Annotated in this window: 14 protein-coding genes, 1 tRNA gene and 2 rRNA genes; 8 read left to right on the forward strand and 9 right to left on the reverse strand. The window is 43.1% G+C overall.

Annotated elements, in window-relative coordinates; genetic code table 11:
* Positions 1-39 precede the first annotated feature (39 nt).
* From thyX to BT105_RS02775, 6 genes are read left to right on the forward strand one after another with little or no spacing between them, the layout of a single operon-like run.
* Positions 40-816 carry an FAD-dependent thymidylate synthase gene (thyX, locus tag BT105_RS02750; protein ID WP_072299290.1) on the forward strand — a complete coding sequence of 259 codons (777 nt, stop codon included), beginning with the start codon at positions 40-42 and terminating at the stop codon, positions 814-816.
* Positions 817-1,707 carry a DUF2156 domain-containing protein gene (locus BT105_RS02755; RefSeq protein ID WP_072299291.1) on the forward strand — a complete coding sequence of 297 codons (891 nt, stop codon included), beginning with the start codon at positions 817-819 and terminating at the stop codon, positions 1,705-1,707.
* Between the two features lie 13 nt (positions 1,708-1,720).
* On the forward strand, positions 1,721-2,263 hold the full coding sequence (locus tag BT105_RS02760; RefSeq protein ID WP_072299292.1) for a DJ-1 family glyoxalase III: 543 nt from the start codon (positions 1,721-1,723) through the stop codon (positions 2,261-2,263).
* A gap of 1 nt (position 2,264) precedes the next feature.
* Positions 2,265-2,825 carry a 5-formyltetrahydrofolate cyclo-ligase gene (locus BT105_RS02765; RefSeq protein ID WP_242940072.1) on the forward strand — a complete coding sequence of 187 codons (561 nt, stop codon included), beginning with the start codon at positions 2,265-2,267 and terminating at the stop codon, positions 2,823-2,825.
* A complete protein-coding gene (gene mltG, locus BT105_RS02770; protein WP_072299294.1) occupies positions 2,818-4,299 on the forward strand; it encodes an endolytic transglycosylase MltG in 1,482 nt (493 codons plus the stop codon). Before BT105_RS02765 ends, mltG begins: the two co-directional genes overlap by 8 nt.
* Positions 4,292-5,509, forward strand: a complete 1,218-nt coding sequence (locus BT105_RS02775; protein WP_072299295.1) for a peptidase U32 family protein — start codon at positions 4,292-4,294, stop codon at positions 5,507-5,509. The genes mltG and BT105_RS02775 overlap by 8 nt, the downstream gene beginning before the upstream one ends.
* A 34-nt stretch (positions 5,510-5,543) precedes the next feature.
* On the opposite strand, the gene BT105_RS02780 is transcribed toward BT105_RS02775, so the two are convergent.
* The 5 genes from BT105_RS02780 to BT105_RS02800 all read right to left on the reverse strand — a co-directional run bounded on the left by BT105_RS02780 (position 5,544) and on the right by BT105_RS02800 (position 10,240).
* Positions 5,544-5,954 (reverse strand): hypothetical protein, encoded by a 411-nt coding sequence (locus BT105_RS02780; RefSeq protein ID WP_072299296.1) that lies wholly within the window; start codon positions 5,952-5,954, stop codon positions 5,544-5,546.
* A gap of 11 nt (positions 5,955-5,965) precedes the next feature.
* The gene (locus BT105_RS02785; protein ID WP_072299297.1) at positions 5,966-6,523 is read right to left on the reverse strand and encodes a hypothetical protein; all 558 of its coding nucleotides are present in this window, start codon (positions 6,521-6,523) and stop codon (positions 5,966-5,968) included.
* Complete coding sequence (locus tag BT105_RS02790) at positions 6,520-7,041, reverse strand: MotA/TolQ/ExbB proton channel family protein (RefSeq protein ID WP_072299298.1); 522 nt, start codon at positions 7,039-7,041, stop codon at positions 6,520-6,522. The genes BT105_RS02785 and BT105_RS02790 overlap by 4 nt, the downstream gene beginning before the upstream one ends.
* 103 nt (positions 7,042-7,144) lie before the next feature.
* Positions 7,145-8,176, reverse strand: coding sequence for a lysylphosphatidylglycerol synthase transmembrane domain-containing protein (locus BT105_RS02795; RefSeq protein WP_072299299.1), 1,032 nt, complete (start codon positions 8,174-8,176; stop codon positions 7,145-7,147).
* Positions 8,177-8,365: 189 nt separating this feature from the next.
* The gene (locus BT105_RS02800; protein ID WP_143186527.1) at positions 8,366-10,240 is read right to left on the reverse strand and encodes an EAL domain-containing protein; all 1,875 of its coding nucleotides are present in this window, start codon (positions 10,238-10,240) and stop codon (positions 8,366-8,368) included.
* Positions 10,241-10,572: 332 nt separating this feature from the next.
* Between BT105_RS02800 and BT105_RS02805 the strand changes: the two genes are divergently transcribed.
* Entirely contained in the window at positions 10,573-12,462 is a 1,890-nt protein-coding gene (locus BT105_RS02805; RefSeq protein WP_072299301.1) for a diguanylate cyclase domain-containing protein, read from the forward strand.
* 274 nt (positions 12,463-12,736) lie between these two features.
* Here the strand turns inward: BT105_RS02805 and BT105_RS02810 are convergent, their stop codons facing one another.
* Entirely contained in the window at positions 12,737-14,476 is a 1,740-nt protein-coding gene (locus tag BT105_RS02810; RefSeq protein ID WP_072299302.1) for a MutS-related protein, read from the reverse strand.
* 157 nt (positions 14,477-14,633) lie between these two features.
* Between BT105_RS02810 and BT105_RS02815 the strand changes: the two genes are divergently transcribed.
* Positions 14,634-16,268, forward strand: a complete 1,635-nt coding sequence (locus BT105_RS02815) for a CotH kinase family protein (RefSeq protein WP_072299303.1) — start codon at positions 14,634-14,636, stop codon at positions 16,266-16,268.
* An 83-nt stretch (positions 16,269-16,351) separates the two neighbouring features.
* Here BT105_RS02815 and BT105_RS02820 read toward each other — a convergent pair.
* From BT105_RS02820 to BT105_RS02830, 3 genes are all read right to left on the reverse strand, one after another.
* Positions 16,352-16,425: transfer RNA gene (locus BT105_RS02820), tRNA-Ile, on the reverse strand.
* 48 nt (positions 16,426-16,473) lie between these two features.
* Positions 16,474-16,590: ribosomal RNA gene (gene rrf, locus BT105_RS02825) — 5S ribosomal RNA — on the reverse strand.
* A 62-nt stretch (positions 16,591-16,652) separates the two neighbouring features.
* Positions 16,653-16,900 (reverse strand): 23S ribosomal RNA (locus BT105_RS02830); the annotation flags it as partial.

A 16,900-nucleotide genomic window follows, 5' to 3' on the forward strand; every position in this document is an offset into this window, starting at 1 on the left:
ATAGATGTATATGCTTTATTATAAAGGAAGGTGTCTGTATTGAACGTCAAACTCTTATCACATACTCCTGACGCTGAAAAGCTTATCGCTACAGCTGCAAAGCTCTGCTATTCAAGCAGCGATATCGAATCTCTCCGTGACGGACTTACCGAGGAGAAGATCGAAAGCTTTCTGGATATGCTCGTTTCTATCGGTCACGAAAGCGTTATGGAGCACGTAAGCTTCACTTTCGGTATCGAGGGAATATCAAGAGCTTGTTCACATCAGCTTGTAAGGCACCGTATAGCTTCCTACTCTCAGAAAAGCCAGCGCTATGTAAACGAGAACGGCTTTGAGTTCATCACTCCCCCTGCTATTGAGGAAATACCAGAAGCTAAGGCAGAGTACGACAGAGTTATCGCCGAGATAACCGAAAGCTATGAAAAGCTTGCCAATATCCTTACAGAAAAGCATACCGCGGAATTCATGACTCAGGGCATGGACGAAAAAACAGCCCGTTCAAAGGCTTCAAAAATGGCTAACGAGGACGCACGTTTTCTTCTTCCTAATGCCTGTGAGACAAAAATAGTCGTTACCATGAATGTCCGCTCACTGTTCAACTTCTTCCGTCACCGCTGCTGCAACCGCGCACAGTGGGAGATAAGAGCTGTGGCAAACGAAATGCTCCGTCAGTGCATGGAGGTCGCTCCCCATATCTTCTCTCATGCAGGTCCTTCCTGTGTGGCTGAGGGAAAATGTCCTGAGGGCAAGATGACCTGCGGAAAAATAAACGAAGTAAAGGATTACTTCGCTGCAATGAAGAGAAATGATAAGTAAATGTTCGAATTCAGAGTTATTGATATAACTGATAAGGAGCGCATAACAAAAGCGCTCAGCAAATCGCAGTTTATGGGCTGCGAGTACAGCTTTGCCAATAATATGGCGTGGCGGCGGCTTGCTGATTCACAGATAGCCTTTTACAAGGATTTCTACATCTGCTGTTCTTTTACTACCGAGGACGGTATACCGCGGTTCTTTCTTCCATCGGGCGAGGGCAGCTATATTGAAGTCATGGGCGCTATGAAAGAGTACGCCTATTCTCTGGGTAAACCTCTGAGAGTTGCAGGTGTTACTGAAACTTCACTTGAAATGCTGAACGAGCTGTTTCCCGATAGTTTTACCGTGGATACAGACGATGGTGACTGGGACTACATCTACAATTCAGCCGACCTTATTGAGCTTTCTGGCAGAAAATATCACAGCAAGCGCAATCATCTGGCAAGATTCAATGAGCTCGGCGCTGAATTTTCACTGATGACTGAAAAAGACTTCGATGACTGCATAACATTCAGTGCAGTTGAGTACAATAACAAGACGGATATTTCAGACCGCTCCTTTATTGCCGAGCAGTACGCTATAAATACTTACTTCAATTTTTTTAATGAGCTTGGACTTACAGGCGGAGTTATCCGCATAGACGGCAAGGTAGCTGCCTTCACTATAGGCGAAAAGCTCAACAACGAAACATTCTGCGTTCACATCGAAAAGGCAGATACCCAATACAGCGGAATATATGTCGGTATCAACAACAGCTTCGCAAAAGCTGCCGCTGCCGACTATAAATATATCAACAGAGAGGAAGATTTAGGGCTTGAGGGGCTTCGCAGGTCGAAGCAGTCCTATCACCCTGCATTTCTCCTCAAAAAATATACTGTTACATTTAAATGAAAGGAAACAGATCATGATCTACGTTTTTCTCGCAGACGGTTTTGAAGAGACCGAAGCAATCGCACCCATTGATCTTCTCAGACGCGCAGGCAAGCAGGTAGTTACCGTTGGCGTCGGCGACAACATCATCACAGGCTCACACGGTATCCCTGTTGTCACAGATACCATTGCTCAGGAAGCCAAGCTTTCCGACGAGCTTGAAATGATAGTTCTCCCCGGCGGTATGCCGGGTACTCTCAATCTTGAAAAGTCAGAGTACGTTCAGGCTGCTATCGACTACTGCGCAGCTAATAATAAATACATCGGCGCTATCTGCGCTGCTCCGTCTATTCTCGGACACAAGGGACTTCTCCGCGGCAAGACAGCCGTTTGCTACGAGGGCTTCGAGACTCAGCTTGACGGCGCAAACATCGGAAACGGCGGCGTTGCCGAGGACGGCATTTTCATCACTGCAAGAGGTGCAGGAGTAGCCGTTGATTTCGGTCTGAAGCTTGTGGAAAAAGTTCATTCAAAGGAAGAAAGCCGACGACAGCGTAATGCTATCTTATGTGATTGATATGGATAATAAAAAAGAACTGCGAAAAGAATTCTCACATCTCCGCGCGGAGATACGCGACAAGGTCTCAAAGGATATGGATATCACCGAAAGACTTCTTGAGGAAGAAAAGATACTGGAGGCTGACAATATCCTTCTTTATGCTTCCTTTGGCTCGGAAGTCGATACATATCTGCTCATTGACAAGCTCATAGAAATGGGCAAGAACGTTGCTCTGCCAATATGCTGCGGCGAGCGTTCGATGACCTTCCACATCATCGGCTCTGTAGCCGACCTGCATGAGGGTATGTACCGTATCTCAGAGCCCGACAGCGCTCTCCCCCAGCCTGTTATAACCGATAAGACCGTATGCATAATCCCAGGTCTGGCGTTTACGGAAGAGGGCGGACGTCTCGGCTACGGCGGCGGATACTACGATAAATTCATACAGGAAAACCACGATATGACGACTATAGCTCTCGCTTATGAGGAGCTTATCGTCGATCAGCTGCCCCTTATGCAGCACGACCTCAGAGTCGATATAATAGTTACAGAAGAAAGGACGGTGCTCTGCAATGGCTGATAACAACAATGATGTTATCAATGATATCCTTAATCAGCTTGACAATGCCAAAAAGCAGGAGGCAGAGATAAACCAAATACCAGAAAAAACAGAAGAAAAGGCTGAGGCTGTCGGAAACTCAGAGGAGCCTGTTCGTGAAGAAGCTCCTGCTCCTGCGCCTGCTCCAAGACCTGTTCACAGACAGTTTGAAAGACGTCCTCGTCCAGGTGCCGAGGGCGGACATGAGGGCGCTGCCGCTCCCCCGCCTGCGAGAGCTCCAAGACCTCATATAAACGAGTCCGAGCACGTTCGCAACAGTGCGGCTGTAAAGCGCAATGCAGCTCATCACAAGAAAAAGAAGAAAAGGAGAAGAAGCAGACTACCGGGTGTTCTGATATTGACTGTATTTATCTTCGCCGTTTCTATCTGTCTATCTCTTGTTATAATAGCATTCGGCAAAGATATGTTCGGCATCGGCAAGGACGACACTACAAAAATGATAATCGTCCCTGAAAACACCAACACGGAGCAGATATCACAGCAGCTTTACGAGGAGGGTATCATTAACTCGCCCAAGTGCTTCCAGCTTTTCTCTAAATTCAGAAAAACTCCCGATGTGTACCTCCCCGGAGAGCACTTCGTAAGTCCCAATATGGCTTACGAGACTATCATAGATACGCTCACCAATGAGGCTGAGGAGGAGAAAAAAGAAGCTGTAAATGTTACATTCCGTGAAGCAATTACTCTTTACGAAGCAGCTGACCTCCTCGAGCAGCAGGGCGTATGCAAGGCAAGCGACTTCATGTTCTACTTCAATGCAGGCGGCTACGGCAACAGATTCGAGGACAAGCTCAACAAGAATACAAGCACTCTCAGATTCGCTGATACACGTATGGAAGGCTACCTCTTCCCTGATACCTACACATTCACAAAGGATATGGATCCTGAGCAGGTATGCCAGAAAATATACTACAACTTCGACCAGAAGCTCACAGACGAGCGTATCAAGAAAATGGAGAATCTCCACCTTTCACTGGATCAGCTTGTTACTTTCGCTTCAATCGTTCAGGCGGAGGCTCCGAATCGTGAGGACATGAATCACGTTGCAAGCGTATTCTGGAACCGTCTTGAACATGAGGACGCTGAAACAGTAGGTATGCTCCAGTCAGATCCTACCAAGAACTACGCAAACTACACTATCAAGCCTCATATGACTGTACTCAACAACGATATCGTCAAGGCTTACGATACCTATCAGTCAAAGGGACTTCCTCCGGGAGCTATCTGCAACCCCGGTATCGACGCTATTGACGCTGTTCTTGAAAAAATGCCGTCCGAGGATTACTATTTCATCGCTAATATCTATACTCAGAAGACTTACTTCTCCAAGACCAATGACGAGCATGAGCAGAAGAAGGCTATGGTAAAGGCTGACGAGGCTCAGTACGAAGCAGAACAAGCACAGAAGGAAGCGGAGGCTGCTGCTAATGAATAAGCTTGAAGTTCTTGCTCCGGCAGGCGATGAGGAACGCTTCACTGCTGCTGTGGATTACGGTGCTGACGCTGTATATCTCGGCAGAAAGCAGTTCGGTATGCGTTCTTCGCCCATGAATTTCGATTTCGAGCAGCTTTGCAAAGCTGTTCAGACTGCTCACGACAGAGGTGTAAAGGTGTATCTCACCTGCAACACCCTGCCGCGAAACAATGAGATACCTGATTTCGAGCAGTTCGTGAAGGAAGCTGTTGAAGCCAAGGTAGACGCCCTTATAGTTGCTGATATCGGACTTCTCATGCTGATAAAGAAATACGCTCCCGATATGGAGATACACATCTCAACTCAGACAGGTATCGTGAATTACGTTACTGCACGAGAACTCTACAATATGGGCGCTAAGCGCGTTGTTCTCGCAAGAGAGCTATCTCTGGACGAAATTGCCGAGATAAGAGCAAAAACAAGCCCCGACCTTGATATCGAGACCTTTGTTCACGGAGCTATGTGTGTTTCGTTCTCGGGAAGATGTCTTCTTTCACAGTACCTCGTAAACCGTGACGCAAACCGCGGTGAATGCGCTCAGCCATGCCGCTGGGGCTATCATCTTGTAGAAGAAAAGCGCCCCAACGAGTTCTTCCCTGTTTTCGAGGACGAAAAGGGCACATATATCCTTAACTCCAAGGATATGTGCATGATAGAACACATCGACAAACTGGCAAAGGCAGGCGTTATGAGCCTGAAAATAGAGGGACGCGCAAAGTCCGCTTACTATGTTACAGTCGTCACAAATGCCTACAGAATGGCTGTTGACCACTATTACAAGAACCCTGATAACTTTGTACTCCCCGACTGGATAAGGGACGAGGTTTACAAAGTAAGCCACAGAAAATACTGCAACGGCTTTTTCTTCGGTACTCCCGAGGAGTCACAGTATTATGAAAACAGCGGATATATTCGCAATTATGATGTTGTGGCAGTTGTTGAGAGCTGCGAAAACGGCACTGTATACTGCACACAGCGAAACAAGTTCTTTGCAGGCGATACCGTGGAGCTTCTTGCACCGTCACAAAAGCCTGTGGCAATGGTACTGAATAATCTGTATGACGAAAACGGCGAGGAAATTGAGACTGCAAATCATGCAATGATGAAGTTCTCTTTCAAGTCCGACCTGATTTTCCCAAAAGGTACTGTCATCAGAAAAGAAACTACATAAAATTAAGGCTGATACTTTCGTATCAGCCTTTTTCTTATTTATCAAGCTTTTTATAGTTCTTGTAGCCAAGCTCGTCAAGCTTGTCCGTGAGCTCGTCCACTGTGTTCTTTGCAGCGGTATCGTCAATTGTAATTTCAATTCCGATATTCTTGTCTTTTTCGGAAATGAGCTTTATAAGGTCGTCAAGTCCCGTCATCTTGTTGTCGATAACGTATTCGTTCTTGGAAATTGATATTTCAAGCTTTTCGTCCTTGTTTTCCTCAGTTGCTTTCTCGGTTGTTACAGGTTCGGTATTTTCGACAACCTCGGATACGCTTGTATCATTTTTGCCATTGCCGTCCTCTGATTTGTCACCAAGCAGTCCGAAGCCCTTGAAGTGCAGGAATGCCCAGATTAATGCTGCAATAACTGCTGCTAAGAGAATAAATGCCAATAATTTCTTCATTTTTGATTACCTCACTTATTAAGATTTGAAAAATATAAATTAGGATATTCGCGCTGAATATCATCTATTGCTTCGTCAATTTCCCTGAAAGCCAGTGCAGTTCCGTACTGCTGACCGTCATAGGACAGGATACAAAGATATGTATCTTCGGTCGTAAAGCCTGACCTTTCAAGTATATCTCTTATAGAGCCCTTTATATCATCAGTCTCCTGCGAAAGTATACTGCCAAGCCGCTTTCTGCCAAATGATATACTCAAAGTCCAGTTGTCGCTTTGCTCGGTAACATCAAGACGGAAAGTGAAAAAGTCGCCCTTATCAAAGGCGTTAAGAGCTTGCTGATTAACAGCCGCATTTTCGTCCGCAACCTTGATACGCTCCAGATCCTTCTGAGCTTCTTCATTTATCTCCTTCTGCTCAACTATGAGATGATTGTATGTCTGTTCCGCTTCTTTAGCCTTATTTGCGGCTTTTTCTGTGTCCATGGTGCTGTACAGGACGAAAAAGAACAGGATTATCATTATAACATCGAGCAGGGACGTAAAATCAAGGATAATCTCGCGCAGTTTCATACGCGCCACCCTGACTTATTCTTTATGGATTCATCTATTCCGTATTTGATAAGCTTTTTCTTCAAAGCTAAAAGCCTCTGTATAAGGTCCTCAACATCTGCAAAAAAGTAAGCATTTGCAATTTTAAAGCCTACTGAAAAAATAATGCCCCATGTTGTTGATGTCAGTGCATTAAAGAAGCTGCTTTTAGCAGTGTTTATTGTTTCAGCATCGGACATATCAATACTCAGTAGCGCTGTGACTGTGCCGAACATTCCCAAAAGCGGAAAAATAGATATCAAGGCAATAAAAACAGTATAGCTGCGGTTCAGATGCTTGTAGCTGTCAAATACCTTATTTGTTTTCTCGGGATTATTTGATAATTCGTCGCTTTTTTCTTCCCAGTCATATATATCATTGTCAACATTCTTTGTCAGCCTGCTTACTCTGAATGCAACAAACAGCGCCGCAAAGCAGAAAAAAAGAATATATATATCAGATGAAACTATACTCTGAAGCAGCTTAGCAATTATACTCATTTTATCACCTCACACATTATTATAACACCATAAATATTAAATTGCAAGATATTTTACGATTATTTGACAATAAAAAACTCCGCGTTCCCGCGGAGATAAATTGCTATTCTGTTTGTTTTTTGTCTCTTTTAATGTTTATTATGTGCGCTGCAAAGGTCACAACAGCTCCGATAATGAGAATGAGATAGAAGTTAAGTCCGCGGCTGATAAGCAGTGCAGGCTTTACTCTCTCCATAGTGAATATCTCTGTAAACGCCAGCAGGAAACAGCCCTCTGTGATGCCTGCCGCTCCCGGTAGAGGAAGCATTTCCACAGCCACAGCTATCATTATCTGAATGGTCAGAATATCGATATATCTTGTTTCGTTCATTCCGTATGCCCTGTAGATTATCCATGTAATGGAAAACAGGCAGATACGCTGAACTGCGGTCATAAGGAATACATTGAACACTACCGAAAGATTCTTTTTGATGTAGTCCGCTCCCATAGCATAGGTATCACATATCCTGATGAGCTTTTCGGTGTATTTTTCCTTGTTCCTGCGCTTCATTATATGAAGCTTTGTAAGCAGGTCAACTACCTTGATACCAAGAGCTCTTGCCCATATAGGCTTTATAAAAACCAGCAGAAGCAGGATTATAAACGAAAGATTAAGCGCAAATCCAAGAACTATGAGCCATTTCATGTCCCCTGCATACAAGGCGACAGTATCAAAGTTGAATATCAGGAATCCCAGCGCCAGCAGTACAAGAACCGACTTGTACGCTATAGTAATAAGAAGCATTATCAGCGTAGAATAGCCTATCTTTATCTTGTCTTTCTTCATGTGGTACATCTGCATAGGCTGACCGCCTGTTGAGGACGGTGTAATATAGCTGAAAAAGAAACCGATGAAGCTATACTTCAGACACCTTAAAAAGCTGGTCTTCTGTTCAAGCACTCTCAGCATATAGTGAATGATAGATGACTCTCCTGCCACAAAGAATATCGCTGCCGCCGCTCCTAAAGCTATCCAACGGGGATCTGCCAATTTCAGGTCGCTGATTATCTCGGGAAGCTCCTGCTCCTTGAAGATCAGATTCAGCGTAAACAACGTTATAACGAGAATAAGACCTATATTCAACGCGTATTTCAATATTTTTTTGATTAATGTCACCCCCGCGCGATATAGATTTTTACCAACTTAAATTATAACATAATAGCCGATTTTTGTCAATACAAATCGTATTATATGACGAAAAATCAACATAAAATCATAAACTGCCTGCCGACAATCATCGGCAGGCAGTCTGCGGAAAACTGTTTGGGGAAACAGTACGTGCTGCTACTTTCTTGTGTTGGCACGGCGGACAAAACTGATAAACTCGGGTATCGGTATCGGCTTTGAGAAGTAATAGCCCTGTATATAGTCTATTCCGAGCTTTGAAAGCGCCTCGAACTGGTATTTCTCCTCAACGCCCTCGGCAACTATCTTCATACCCATGCGCTTTATCATGCCTGTTACATATTCAAGCATAATGCCTGCTTTTTCCGTTGAAAAATAGGAAAGTATCATGGAGCGGTCAAACTTTACGATATCCACGGGCATATTCACGATATAATTGAGGTTTGATTCGCCTGTACCAAAGTCGTCCAGTGAAAACGTACAGCCGTATCTGCTGAGGTAGTCCATATTGTCAAGAAGTATGCTTTTCTGCTTTATAGAGCCCGATTCGGTTATTTCAAGATTTATTGTATTTGGCTCTATCTCATATCTGCGGATTATATCCGAAAATCGAGCTGCAAGATTTCGGTTCTCGCACTGAATGACTGAAAGATTTATCTCGATATAATTAAGTCCAAGCTCCTGTATGTCATGCTCCTTAATAACGTCGCAGACTATCTCGAATACCCTCTCGCCTATCTGCTCTATCTGTCCTGTCTGCTCGGCTATAGGGATAAAGCTGCTCGGCATGATTAGATTGCCCTCGCGGTTCTTCATACGTACAAGAGCCTCGGCAGATACAAACTTTCTTTCCTTTACAGAGTATATAGGCTGCAAAAAGACAATAAACCTGTTTTCGTTAAGCGCAGCTTTTATCTCGCTCTGCATGAAACGGAACTCTTTCATTTTATCAAGAGCTTCCGAATCTATTATCAAAAAGGACTCGCTGCTATCAGCAGTCATATTGGAGTAATATCTGTATGTGGAGAAAAGCTCACCCGGATTCTCAAATACCGTGATAGTAGGTACAAGAAGATAATGCGGGTGAAGTATATTCCCCTCATGCCAGCCGAATTCAAAGCGCTCCTTTATAGCAGGAAAAATCTTTTTCGCTTCGTTTACGTCATTGAAGACGATAACGAAATCGTTCCCAATACCGCGGAACACCTTTCCGCAATTCAATCTTTTCAGGAAATTAGCTATCTCGATAAGCATGATAGCTTCAATAGAAAGTTCCTTTTCCAGTTCTTCGTTCTCAATAACTATAAGCGCTCTTTCCTTATCGTCGTTATCGTATAGCTGCTGGATATACTCCCTCAGGAGCGATATACGATAGCAGCCTGTAACACGCTCAATACCGCTGTCGGGATTTTCAAGCTTAGCAAAGAGGACAGTAACTCCTAAAGCCATAGAAAAGCTTATAAGCAGCAATCCGCGGTTATTTATCTGGATAAGCGCTCCTGCGGTCTCCAAAAGCATCCATATCATAACAGCGTTGCTGCGATAAGGATTCATATGCTTCTTGCATATGAGGATAAGTACCATGGAAGCTATTATAAAAATAGGAGCAATTACAAAAGTATAGGTCACAGCAGGTCCGAAGCTGTAGATCTCGTCTCCCGAATTGTAAAAATCAATGGGCAGAAAAAACGGTATGATACTGCTGACAAGAGTAAAGAACCTGAAAAAACGCAGCAGCATGACCTTGCGCCTGATCTTTACAATGTCATAACAGACATAATTGAAGGACAGAAAACTTGTCCATATAACAAAAAACAAATATATCTTGCATAATATATCGGTCAAAGGCGAATTTGCGTGAGCGATACCAATAATTGACAGGATATCCGCCGCAACGCATCCTGTTGTAACTACTACCAGCTGCCTGTACAGCAGCATACTTTTCAGTACAACGCTGTGTCTGATAAAAGAAAAATAGCAGACAAGCAGCATGAGTACCATTGCACACATCTGCACCTGAATGCTTTGTGTCAAAAACTCACCCCCTAAATGAGTTTACTTTTACTTTATTATAGCATAGTTTTAATGTAAATTTGTATATATTTTATAATATTGTATGAATATTCTGTAAATCGTTTTAAATTGTAAACTATACTTCTTTTGGCTGAGCTGTATAAATGTTTACTTAGATAACTATATGTATTAATTAAAAAAAATAACTCTTTTTTTCTCATAAAATGTTATTTTGTAACAAAATATTCATTGACTAACAGGCTAAAATGTGATATTATTATAATATAAAAGGATATATATACTACTAATAACTACAATTTTTATAGGATTATCCAACCGAGGTGAGCTTGACAATGACCGAAAAACTGAAAACTATTGCTATCTTTGGCTGTTCTTATTCAAGTCTCTACAGACAAAGTATGCCAACTGCTTTCAACGATGCAGCACAGGAGCTCAATGTAAATCTGGTCTATATCAATTCCCTCGGTAAGATCGGCGGCAAAAACGCACAGTACGGTGATTATGAGTTTGATCTCATTGAATTCATTGACCTTGACCAGTTCGACGGTATTATTTTCGATGGTGAGGGCTACAATATTGACGGCATTACCGAAAAGGTCATTCACAAGCTCCGCGGAGCTAAGTGTCCCGTTGTTTCCATGAGCAGCTATGTAGAGGGCTTCTATAATATCGATTTCGACGACGCAGGCGGTATGCGTCAGCTCATCGAGCATATGATAGATGTTCATCACTATACAAAAATTGGCTTTATGGCAGGCTATCTCACCCACCCTGACGCACAGCTTCGTCTGAAAGTATTCAATGAGGAAATGGAATCACACGGATTCCCAAAGGACGGCGTCGGTGTATTCGAGGGAGATTTCTGGTTCAATAAGGGGGAGGAGGCTGCTGATTTTTTCCTGTCACGCCCTGAACGTCCCGAAGCTATAGTCTGCTCAAACGACTATATGGCTATCGCTCTTATAACAGCACTGAAAAAGCGCGGTATCAAGGTTCCCGTGGACATTGCCATTTCCGGCTATGACGGCTCCATAGAAGGACAGGAATACATACCGCATATCACATCTGCTACCCGAGAAAGGCGCAATATAGCTTATAAATGTATCCAGCTTTTAAAGGATCTGGCTGACAAAAAAGAAGAGATTACCGATCTTCGTATCGTTCCGTCTCCGATTTTCACGCACTCATGCGGCTGTCACCCACTGGATTACAAGCAGGAATCCGAGAATATCAATAACGTCTATGCGCTTAACCGCTCCTTCACCTATAATCTTTATGATTCTGAATCATCTATCCTGAAGCTTAATAAGGTGGACGACCTGAAAGGTCTTGCTGACGTTTTTGAGACTGATTCCACTAATTTCGGAAACTTCAATGCATTTTTCCTTATGCTCCATATCGACGGCAGCGGCAGACTTTCAAGCGAAAGCGATTATACCTGTCCGTCAGGAAAATTCACGCCTGCTATCTGGATAGATAAAAACAATGAATACGACCGCTCTCCCCTCACCTTTGACTTCTCGTCAATGGTTCCGCAGACAAAGTCCGACAAACCTCATTCTATTTACATTATGAGCGTTCACTGCGCTGAGCGAATGTTCGGATATGCTGCAATTGAGATGACAGAAAAGCACGTATTCAACGAGTTCTACAATGTATGGCTGCTGAATATCGCAATGACACTGGAAACCTTTATGAAGAACGACCGAATCAACAAGCTTATCGGTTCACTGGAAAATCTCAGCATAAAGGACGTTCTTACAGGTATGCTGAACCGCCGCGGCTTCGACGATATGTCACGCGAGGCTATCCTTGCAATTGAAAAAAGCCGCACAGTCTGCACCATGGTCATTGACATGGACGGTCTTAAGCGTATCAACGATGATTACGGTCACTACGAAGGCGACCGTGCTATAAAGGGCGCTGCGGACATAATCACGAAATGCTGCGACTCGGGCGAAATAGCTGGAAGAGCAGGAGGCGATGAATTCTATATCTTTGCTCCCGACTATTCCGAGGAAAAGCTTGAACGCTTTATAGAAAGGCTCAACGACCTGTGTGAGAGCTATAACGGTTACTCCAAGAAGCCCTACTCAGTATCACTGAGCTGCGGCGCTTATCTTATTGAAACCGACGCAACAGGAAGACTCGAGGACTTCCTCAAAATAAGCGACGCCAGAATGTATGAAAACAAAAAAGCAAAACGCAGCGTCAGACAATAAAACCACCTATTAACTGTGTACTTATATAGCAGATTATACTTTTTATCGGGGGAAACCTTTCTGAAGAAAGGCTTTCCCCCGAACCCCTTTCCAAAGACTTTTAGCTGATTTTTTCTATAAAAGAGCCCCTCTGTAATTTTTACAGAGGGGCAAGTTTAATTTTGGGGCTCTTTTATAGAAAAAATGAAATAACGGTCTTGAAAGAAATCTGAGAAAACATCTTCAAAATTGTTCTCTCAATAATAAGCGTAAAACTTCTATTTAAATATCACGGTTAATGGGTGGTTTTTTCTGTATCTGTCAGCATATCAAAGGTAACTCCGTATTTCACGGCGATATCATGAGCATAGGACATACCCTCGGGCGAACCGACCTCTACCTTGAATGAGCGCTGTCCGTTATCGCTCTTCATGATAAGTGAAGAAACCTTCGCGTAGCCTTCGGTGGAGTTGATATCATCAGCCTCCAGCGCGAGCTTATGCATATGTGTATTATAAATAGTACGAACCTTCTTCTGAGCTATCGCCTTTACTGAATCACGTGCGATAAAGAAGCCCTCCTCAAATGAAGTTGTTGAAAAAGTCTCATTGAGCAGAAGCAGACTGTCCTTGGTGCAGCTTGAATAGATATCCTTGAAGCGGACACATTCCTCGCCAAGTCTGCCAAGATCAAGAGTCTTATCCTCGTCCGCAGGAAAATGAGTATATACACAGTCCACAGGTCTGTAGAGGAAAGAATCCGCAGGAACGGAAATACCGCCCTGCGCCAGAACGTACATGATACCCACAGCCTGAGTTATAGTAGTTTTGCCGCCTCTGTTTGCGCCTGTAAGGATATAAATAGTATGCTCCTTATCGAAAACAAGGTCGTTGCAGACGATATCCTCCATTTTTTCGCTGTTGACTGCAAGTTTCATGTTGTACATTCCCTTAGCGTCCATGAATATATCATCGTCTGAAAGAGTCTTGGCTTCACAGAATTTGAAGCCTTTTTCAGTGTACTGCTCAATAAAATCAGCAAATCTGATATAATAAAAGAACTCGGGAACAAGCTGAGAAATATTGACAATGGCTATATCCGCGTATTTAGACAGTGTATCACGGAGCTTCTTCACCATTGAGTCAAGCATTTTATTCAGCACCTTATCAAGATAGAAGGTCGCGCCGCTTGAGCCGTCGCCGTCGGGAGTCTGCGTAACTGTAGCTCTTATCCTGCCGTCAACAAAAGGCGTGTTCGTTACAGCCAGATACTCCCCCATTTTATTTATGGTTTTAGAAATAACGTGTGTTCTTAGCTTATCTACCTGATGATAATGCATATCGCCGTCCCATGCAGGTCTGTCGTTTATCTTGTTTTTAGAAGCAAGAGCGTCAGCAAAATTGCTGACTATATTTGATTTTTTGAACTGTCTTGCGTTTACGGAGATAAGTCCCATGCTTGTTGCCTCAAAGCGCTCGTTTACATTGATACCAACAGTAACGCTCTGTATATCAGCGGATTTTACTTTTAATTCAGCAATATCCTTTTTCATCTCAGCAAAGCAGGCTTCATTGTAAAGCTCATCAATATAGCTCAGAAAGCCCTTCAATCCTTTGGATTCGAGCTTTTCCCCTTCGAGACAATGCTTCATCTCCTCAACGCACTTTATGTAGTCATTCAGCTCATCAAGCCTGTGCATAAGATGCCAGAAGCCAAGCTTTTCGTCGGACTGTATGCGTGAAGCGCTGAATTGCTTTATGAAACCAAGCTTATCAAAAAGCTCAACCATACGAGTTCTGAGCTTTGGATTTCGCAGTATATCACCAAATACCTGACATCTGTACTCAGCGACACGCGGATCAGCTGTCATATTCGAGATTATATTCATAATTAGATTCTGCTCTTTCGAATCGTTTGTAATACAGCTGCAAAGTGTGTCAAGACCAAGGTCGTGACAGCTTTCAGGTGAGAGCTGCTTATATTCTATGTCAGCAAAATTTGGAAATAATATGCTGAACTCTCTGTTTTTATTCATAACTGCTCCTTACATGGATGTATTATTTGGTATTATTATAACATAATTATAGTGAAAAGTCAAATAAAAAAGCTAAAAGTTGTGCATAAATGCCTTGATTTTTCATGCAATATGTGGTAATATATAAATATGATTTTTCTTTTAAGGAGCTTAAATAATGAAAAAATTTCCCAGAATACTCTCAGCTTCTGCTGCGGCATTAATGCTTTTTGGCTGTTCAGCCAATAATGACAGCAGCTTTGAATCTGATTCTGCAATAAGTCAAACACAGCAGACAACTGACGTAGCATCAACTGCGGCAAATACCGGAGAGTCTATTTCCGATGTTCTTCCCGTACTTTCAATTGAAACAAAGAGCAAGGACGCAAATGTCCTCGATTTTATAAATAAGCCTGTAGCAGGTCATGTTTCAGAGGCTATAGCTTCATGGACACCAAATTACAAGATTCCTCCTGAGCCGTATTATGAGGACTGCACCATTACTCTCAAGGACAAGAACGGCGAGGTTACGGTGGATTCCGCAGATGCAAAGGTAAAGGTTCGTGGAAACTGGACTACATTATATGATAAAAAGCCTCTGAAGATAAAGTTCAATGAAAAGCAGAGTATGCTTGGTCTTAATAACGGCGCTGAGCAGAAAAGCTGGCTGCTGCTTGCTGAGTATAAGGACGCTTCAATGCTAAGAAATAAGGCTGCTCTTTATGCGTCCCGTGAGATACTTAGTGAGGACGGTCTTTACGCTGCTGACACGGACTTCGTACAGGTTATCATAAACGGCGAATATTTGGGACTTTATCTGCTCTCTGATACTCTGCAGGTGTCGTCTAACAGAGTAAATATCACAGAGCCCAAAAAGGACTACACCGGTACTGATATCGGCTATTTCATGGAATATGACGGCTATTTTGACTACGAGGATGAGCTGCATAAATTTACTCTTGATCTGGCAGGCAATGCTCCCTTGACAGCTTTTAATGGTTCGGATAATGGACAGAAGATGAGAGCTCTTCCTGCAACAAAAATGGAACATAAAAAACCTGTGGGTATGACCATAAAGAGCGATATTTACTCTCAGGAACAGCACGATTTTATCGAAAACTTCGTAAATAACACTTACAAGATCATGTATGAGGCAGCATATCATGACAAGGCTTTTGTTTTCGATGCAGATTACAAGAATATCTCGGAAAACACAAAAATTACACCTCAGCAGGCTGTAGAAAACGTGGTTGATGTACAGTCTCTCGTTGATATGTACATCATAAGTGAGCTGACCTGCGACGCTGATATTTACTGGTCAAGCTTTTATATGGACGCTGATTTTGGTGCTGACGGAAAGAAAAAACTTACATTTGAAGCTCCGTGGGATTTTGATTCCTCAATGGGCAATAAGGACAGATGTATTGACGGAACAGGATTTTACGCTTCAAATGTAGTACCCGATGTTGACGGCGGCAGCAAATTCGGCGGATATGACACCATAAATCCTTGGCTCGTTGTTCTTGCACATCAGGACTGGTATCAGGATATGGTCAGGAAAACATGGACCAAAGCCTATGATAACGGAGTTTTTGAACGCACCTGTAAGCTTATATCCGATGACAGCACCAATTTAACAAATGATTTTGAAAAAAATTATCAGAAATGGAACAATATCAAAAACAATTCTGATTTTGTAAATGAACTGTCTGAACCTGAAAAAAAATGCAAAACAGAAAAAGAAGCTGCTGATTTTCTTCTTGATTGGCTCAATAGCAGGATAGAATTTCTCAACGAACAATGGCACACATAATATCAAAGCCACCTGTATTACGCAGGTGGCTTACTTTTACATAAAAATTAAAAGCACTTCGGAATGCGAAGTGCTTTTTTGAGTGGGCCATTAGGGACTCGAACCCCAGACCGTCCGGTTATGAGCCGGATGCTCTAACCAACTGAGCTAATGGCCCTTATAACATTAAATCGGAAGCTTTTTCAGCTTCCGATAATGTATATAGTGTCGGCACTGATTTAGTTTCCCGGGCCGTCGCCAGCCAAGTATCGTCAACGCGAATGAGCTTAACTTCCGTGTTCGGAATGGGAACGGGTGTGACCTCATTGCCATAAGCACCGACTATTTATTGAAGTTTTGAAACGAATAAAGCGTAATGCGAGGCGTGAACTCTGAATGAAGTAAAAAGGAAAAGCCCTCGACCGATTAGTACTCGCAAGCTGAACGTGTCACCACGCTTACACTTTGAGCCTATCAAACTCATAGTCTTTGAGAGGTCTTACTCTTACGAAGGGATATCTTATCTTAAGGTCGGCTTCACGCTTAGATGCCTTCAGCGTTTATCCGTTCCGCACTTAGCTGCCCAGCTGTGCCATTGGCATGACAACTGGTGCACCAGCGGTGCGTCCATCCCGGTCCTCTCGTACTAGGGA

It is taken from the genome of Ruminococcus flavefaciens, from assembly GCF_900119075.1.
In the GTDB taxonomy this organism is placed as follows: domain Bacteria; phylum Bacillota; class Clostridia; order Oscillospirales; family Ruminococcaceae; genus Ruminococcus; species Ruminococcus flavefaciens_Q.

What these genes read in the sequence shown, in the direction of transcription:
- BT105_RS02755 (WP_072299291.1), top strand. Translation starts at nt 817, where the DNA reads ATGTTCGAATTCAGAGTTATTGATATAACTGATAAGGAGCGCATAACA.
- BT105_RS02760 (WP_072299292.1), top strand. Translation starts at nt 1,721, where the DNA reads ATGATCTACGTTTTTCTCGCAGACGGTTTTGAAGAGACCGAAGCAATC.
- BT105_RS02765 (WP_242940072.1), top strand. Translation starts at nt 2,265, where the DNA reads ATGGATAATAAAAAAGAACTGCGAAAAGAATTCTCACATCTCCGCGCG.
- mltG (WP_072299294.1), top strand. Translation starts at nt 2,818, where the DNA reads ATGGCTGATAACAACAATGATGTTATCAATGATATCCTTAATCAGCTT.
- BT105_RS02775 (WP_072299295.1), top strand. Translation starts at nt 4,292, where the DNA reads ATGAATAAGCTTGAAGTTCTTGCTCCGGCAGGCGATGAGGAACGCTTC.
- BT105_RS02780 (WP_072299296.1), bottom strand. Translation starts at nt 5,954, where the DNA reads ATGAAGAAATTATTGGCATTTATTCTCTTAGCAGCAGTTATTGCAGCA.
- BT105_RS02785 (WP_072299297.1), bottom strand. Translation starts at nt 6,523, where the DNA reads ATGAAACTGCGCGAGATTATCCTTGATTTTACGTCCCTGCTCGATGTT.
- BT105_RS02790 (WP_072299298.1), bottom strand. Translation starts at nt 7,041, where the DNA reads ATGAGTATAATTGCTAAGCTGCTTCAGAGTATAGTTTCATCTGATATA.
- BT105_RS02805 (WP_072299301.1), top strand. Translation starts at nt 10,573, where the DNA reads ATGACCGAAAAACTGAAAACTATTGCTATCTTTGGCTGTTCTTATTCA.
- BT105_RS02810 (WP_072299302.1), bottom strand. Translation starts at nt 14,476, where the DNA reads ATGAATAAAAACAGAGAGTTCAGCATATTATTTCCAAATTTTGCTGAC.
- BT105_RS02815 (WP_072299303.1), top strand. Translation starts at nt 14,634, where the DNA reads ATGAAAAAATTTCCCAGAATACTCTCAGCTTCTGCTGCGGCATTAATG.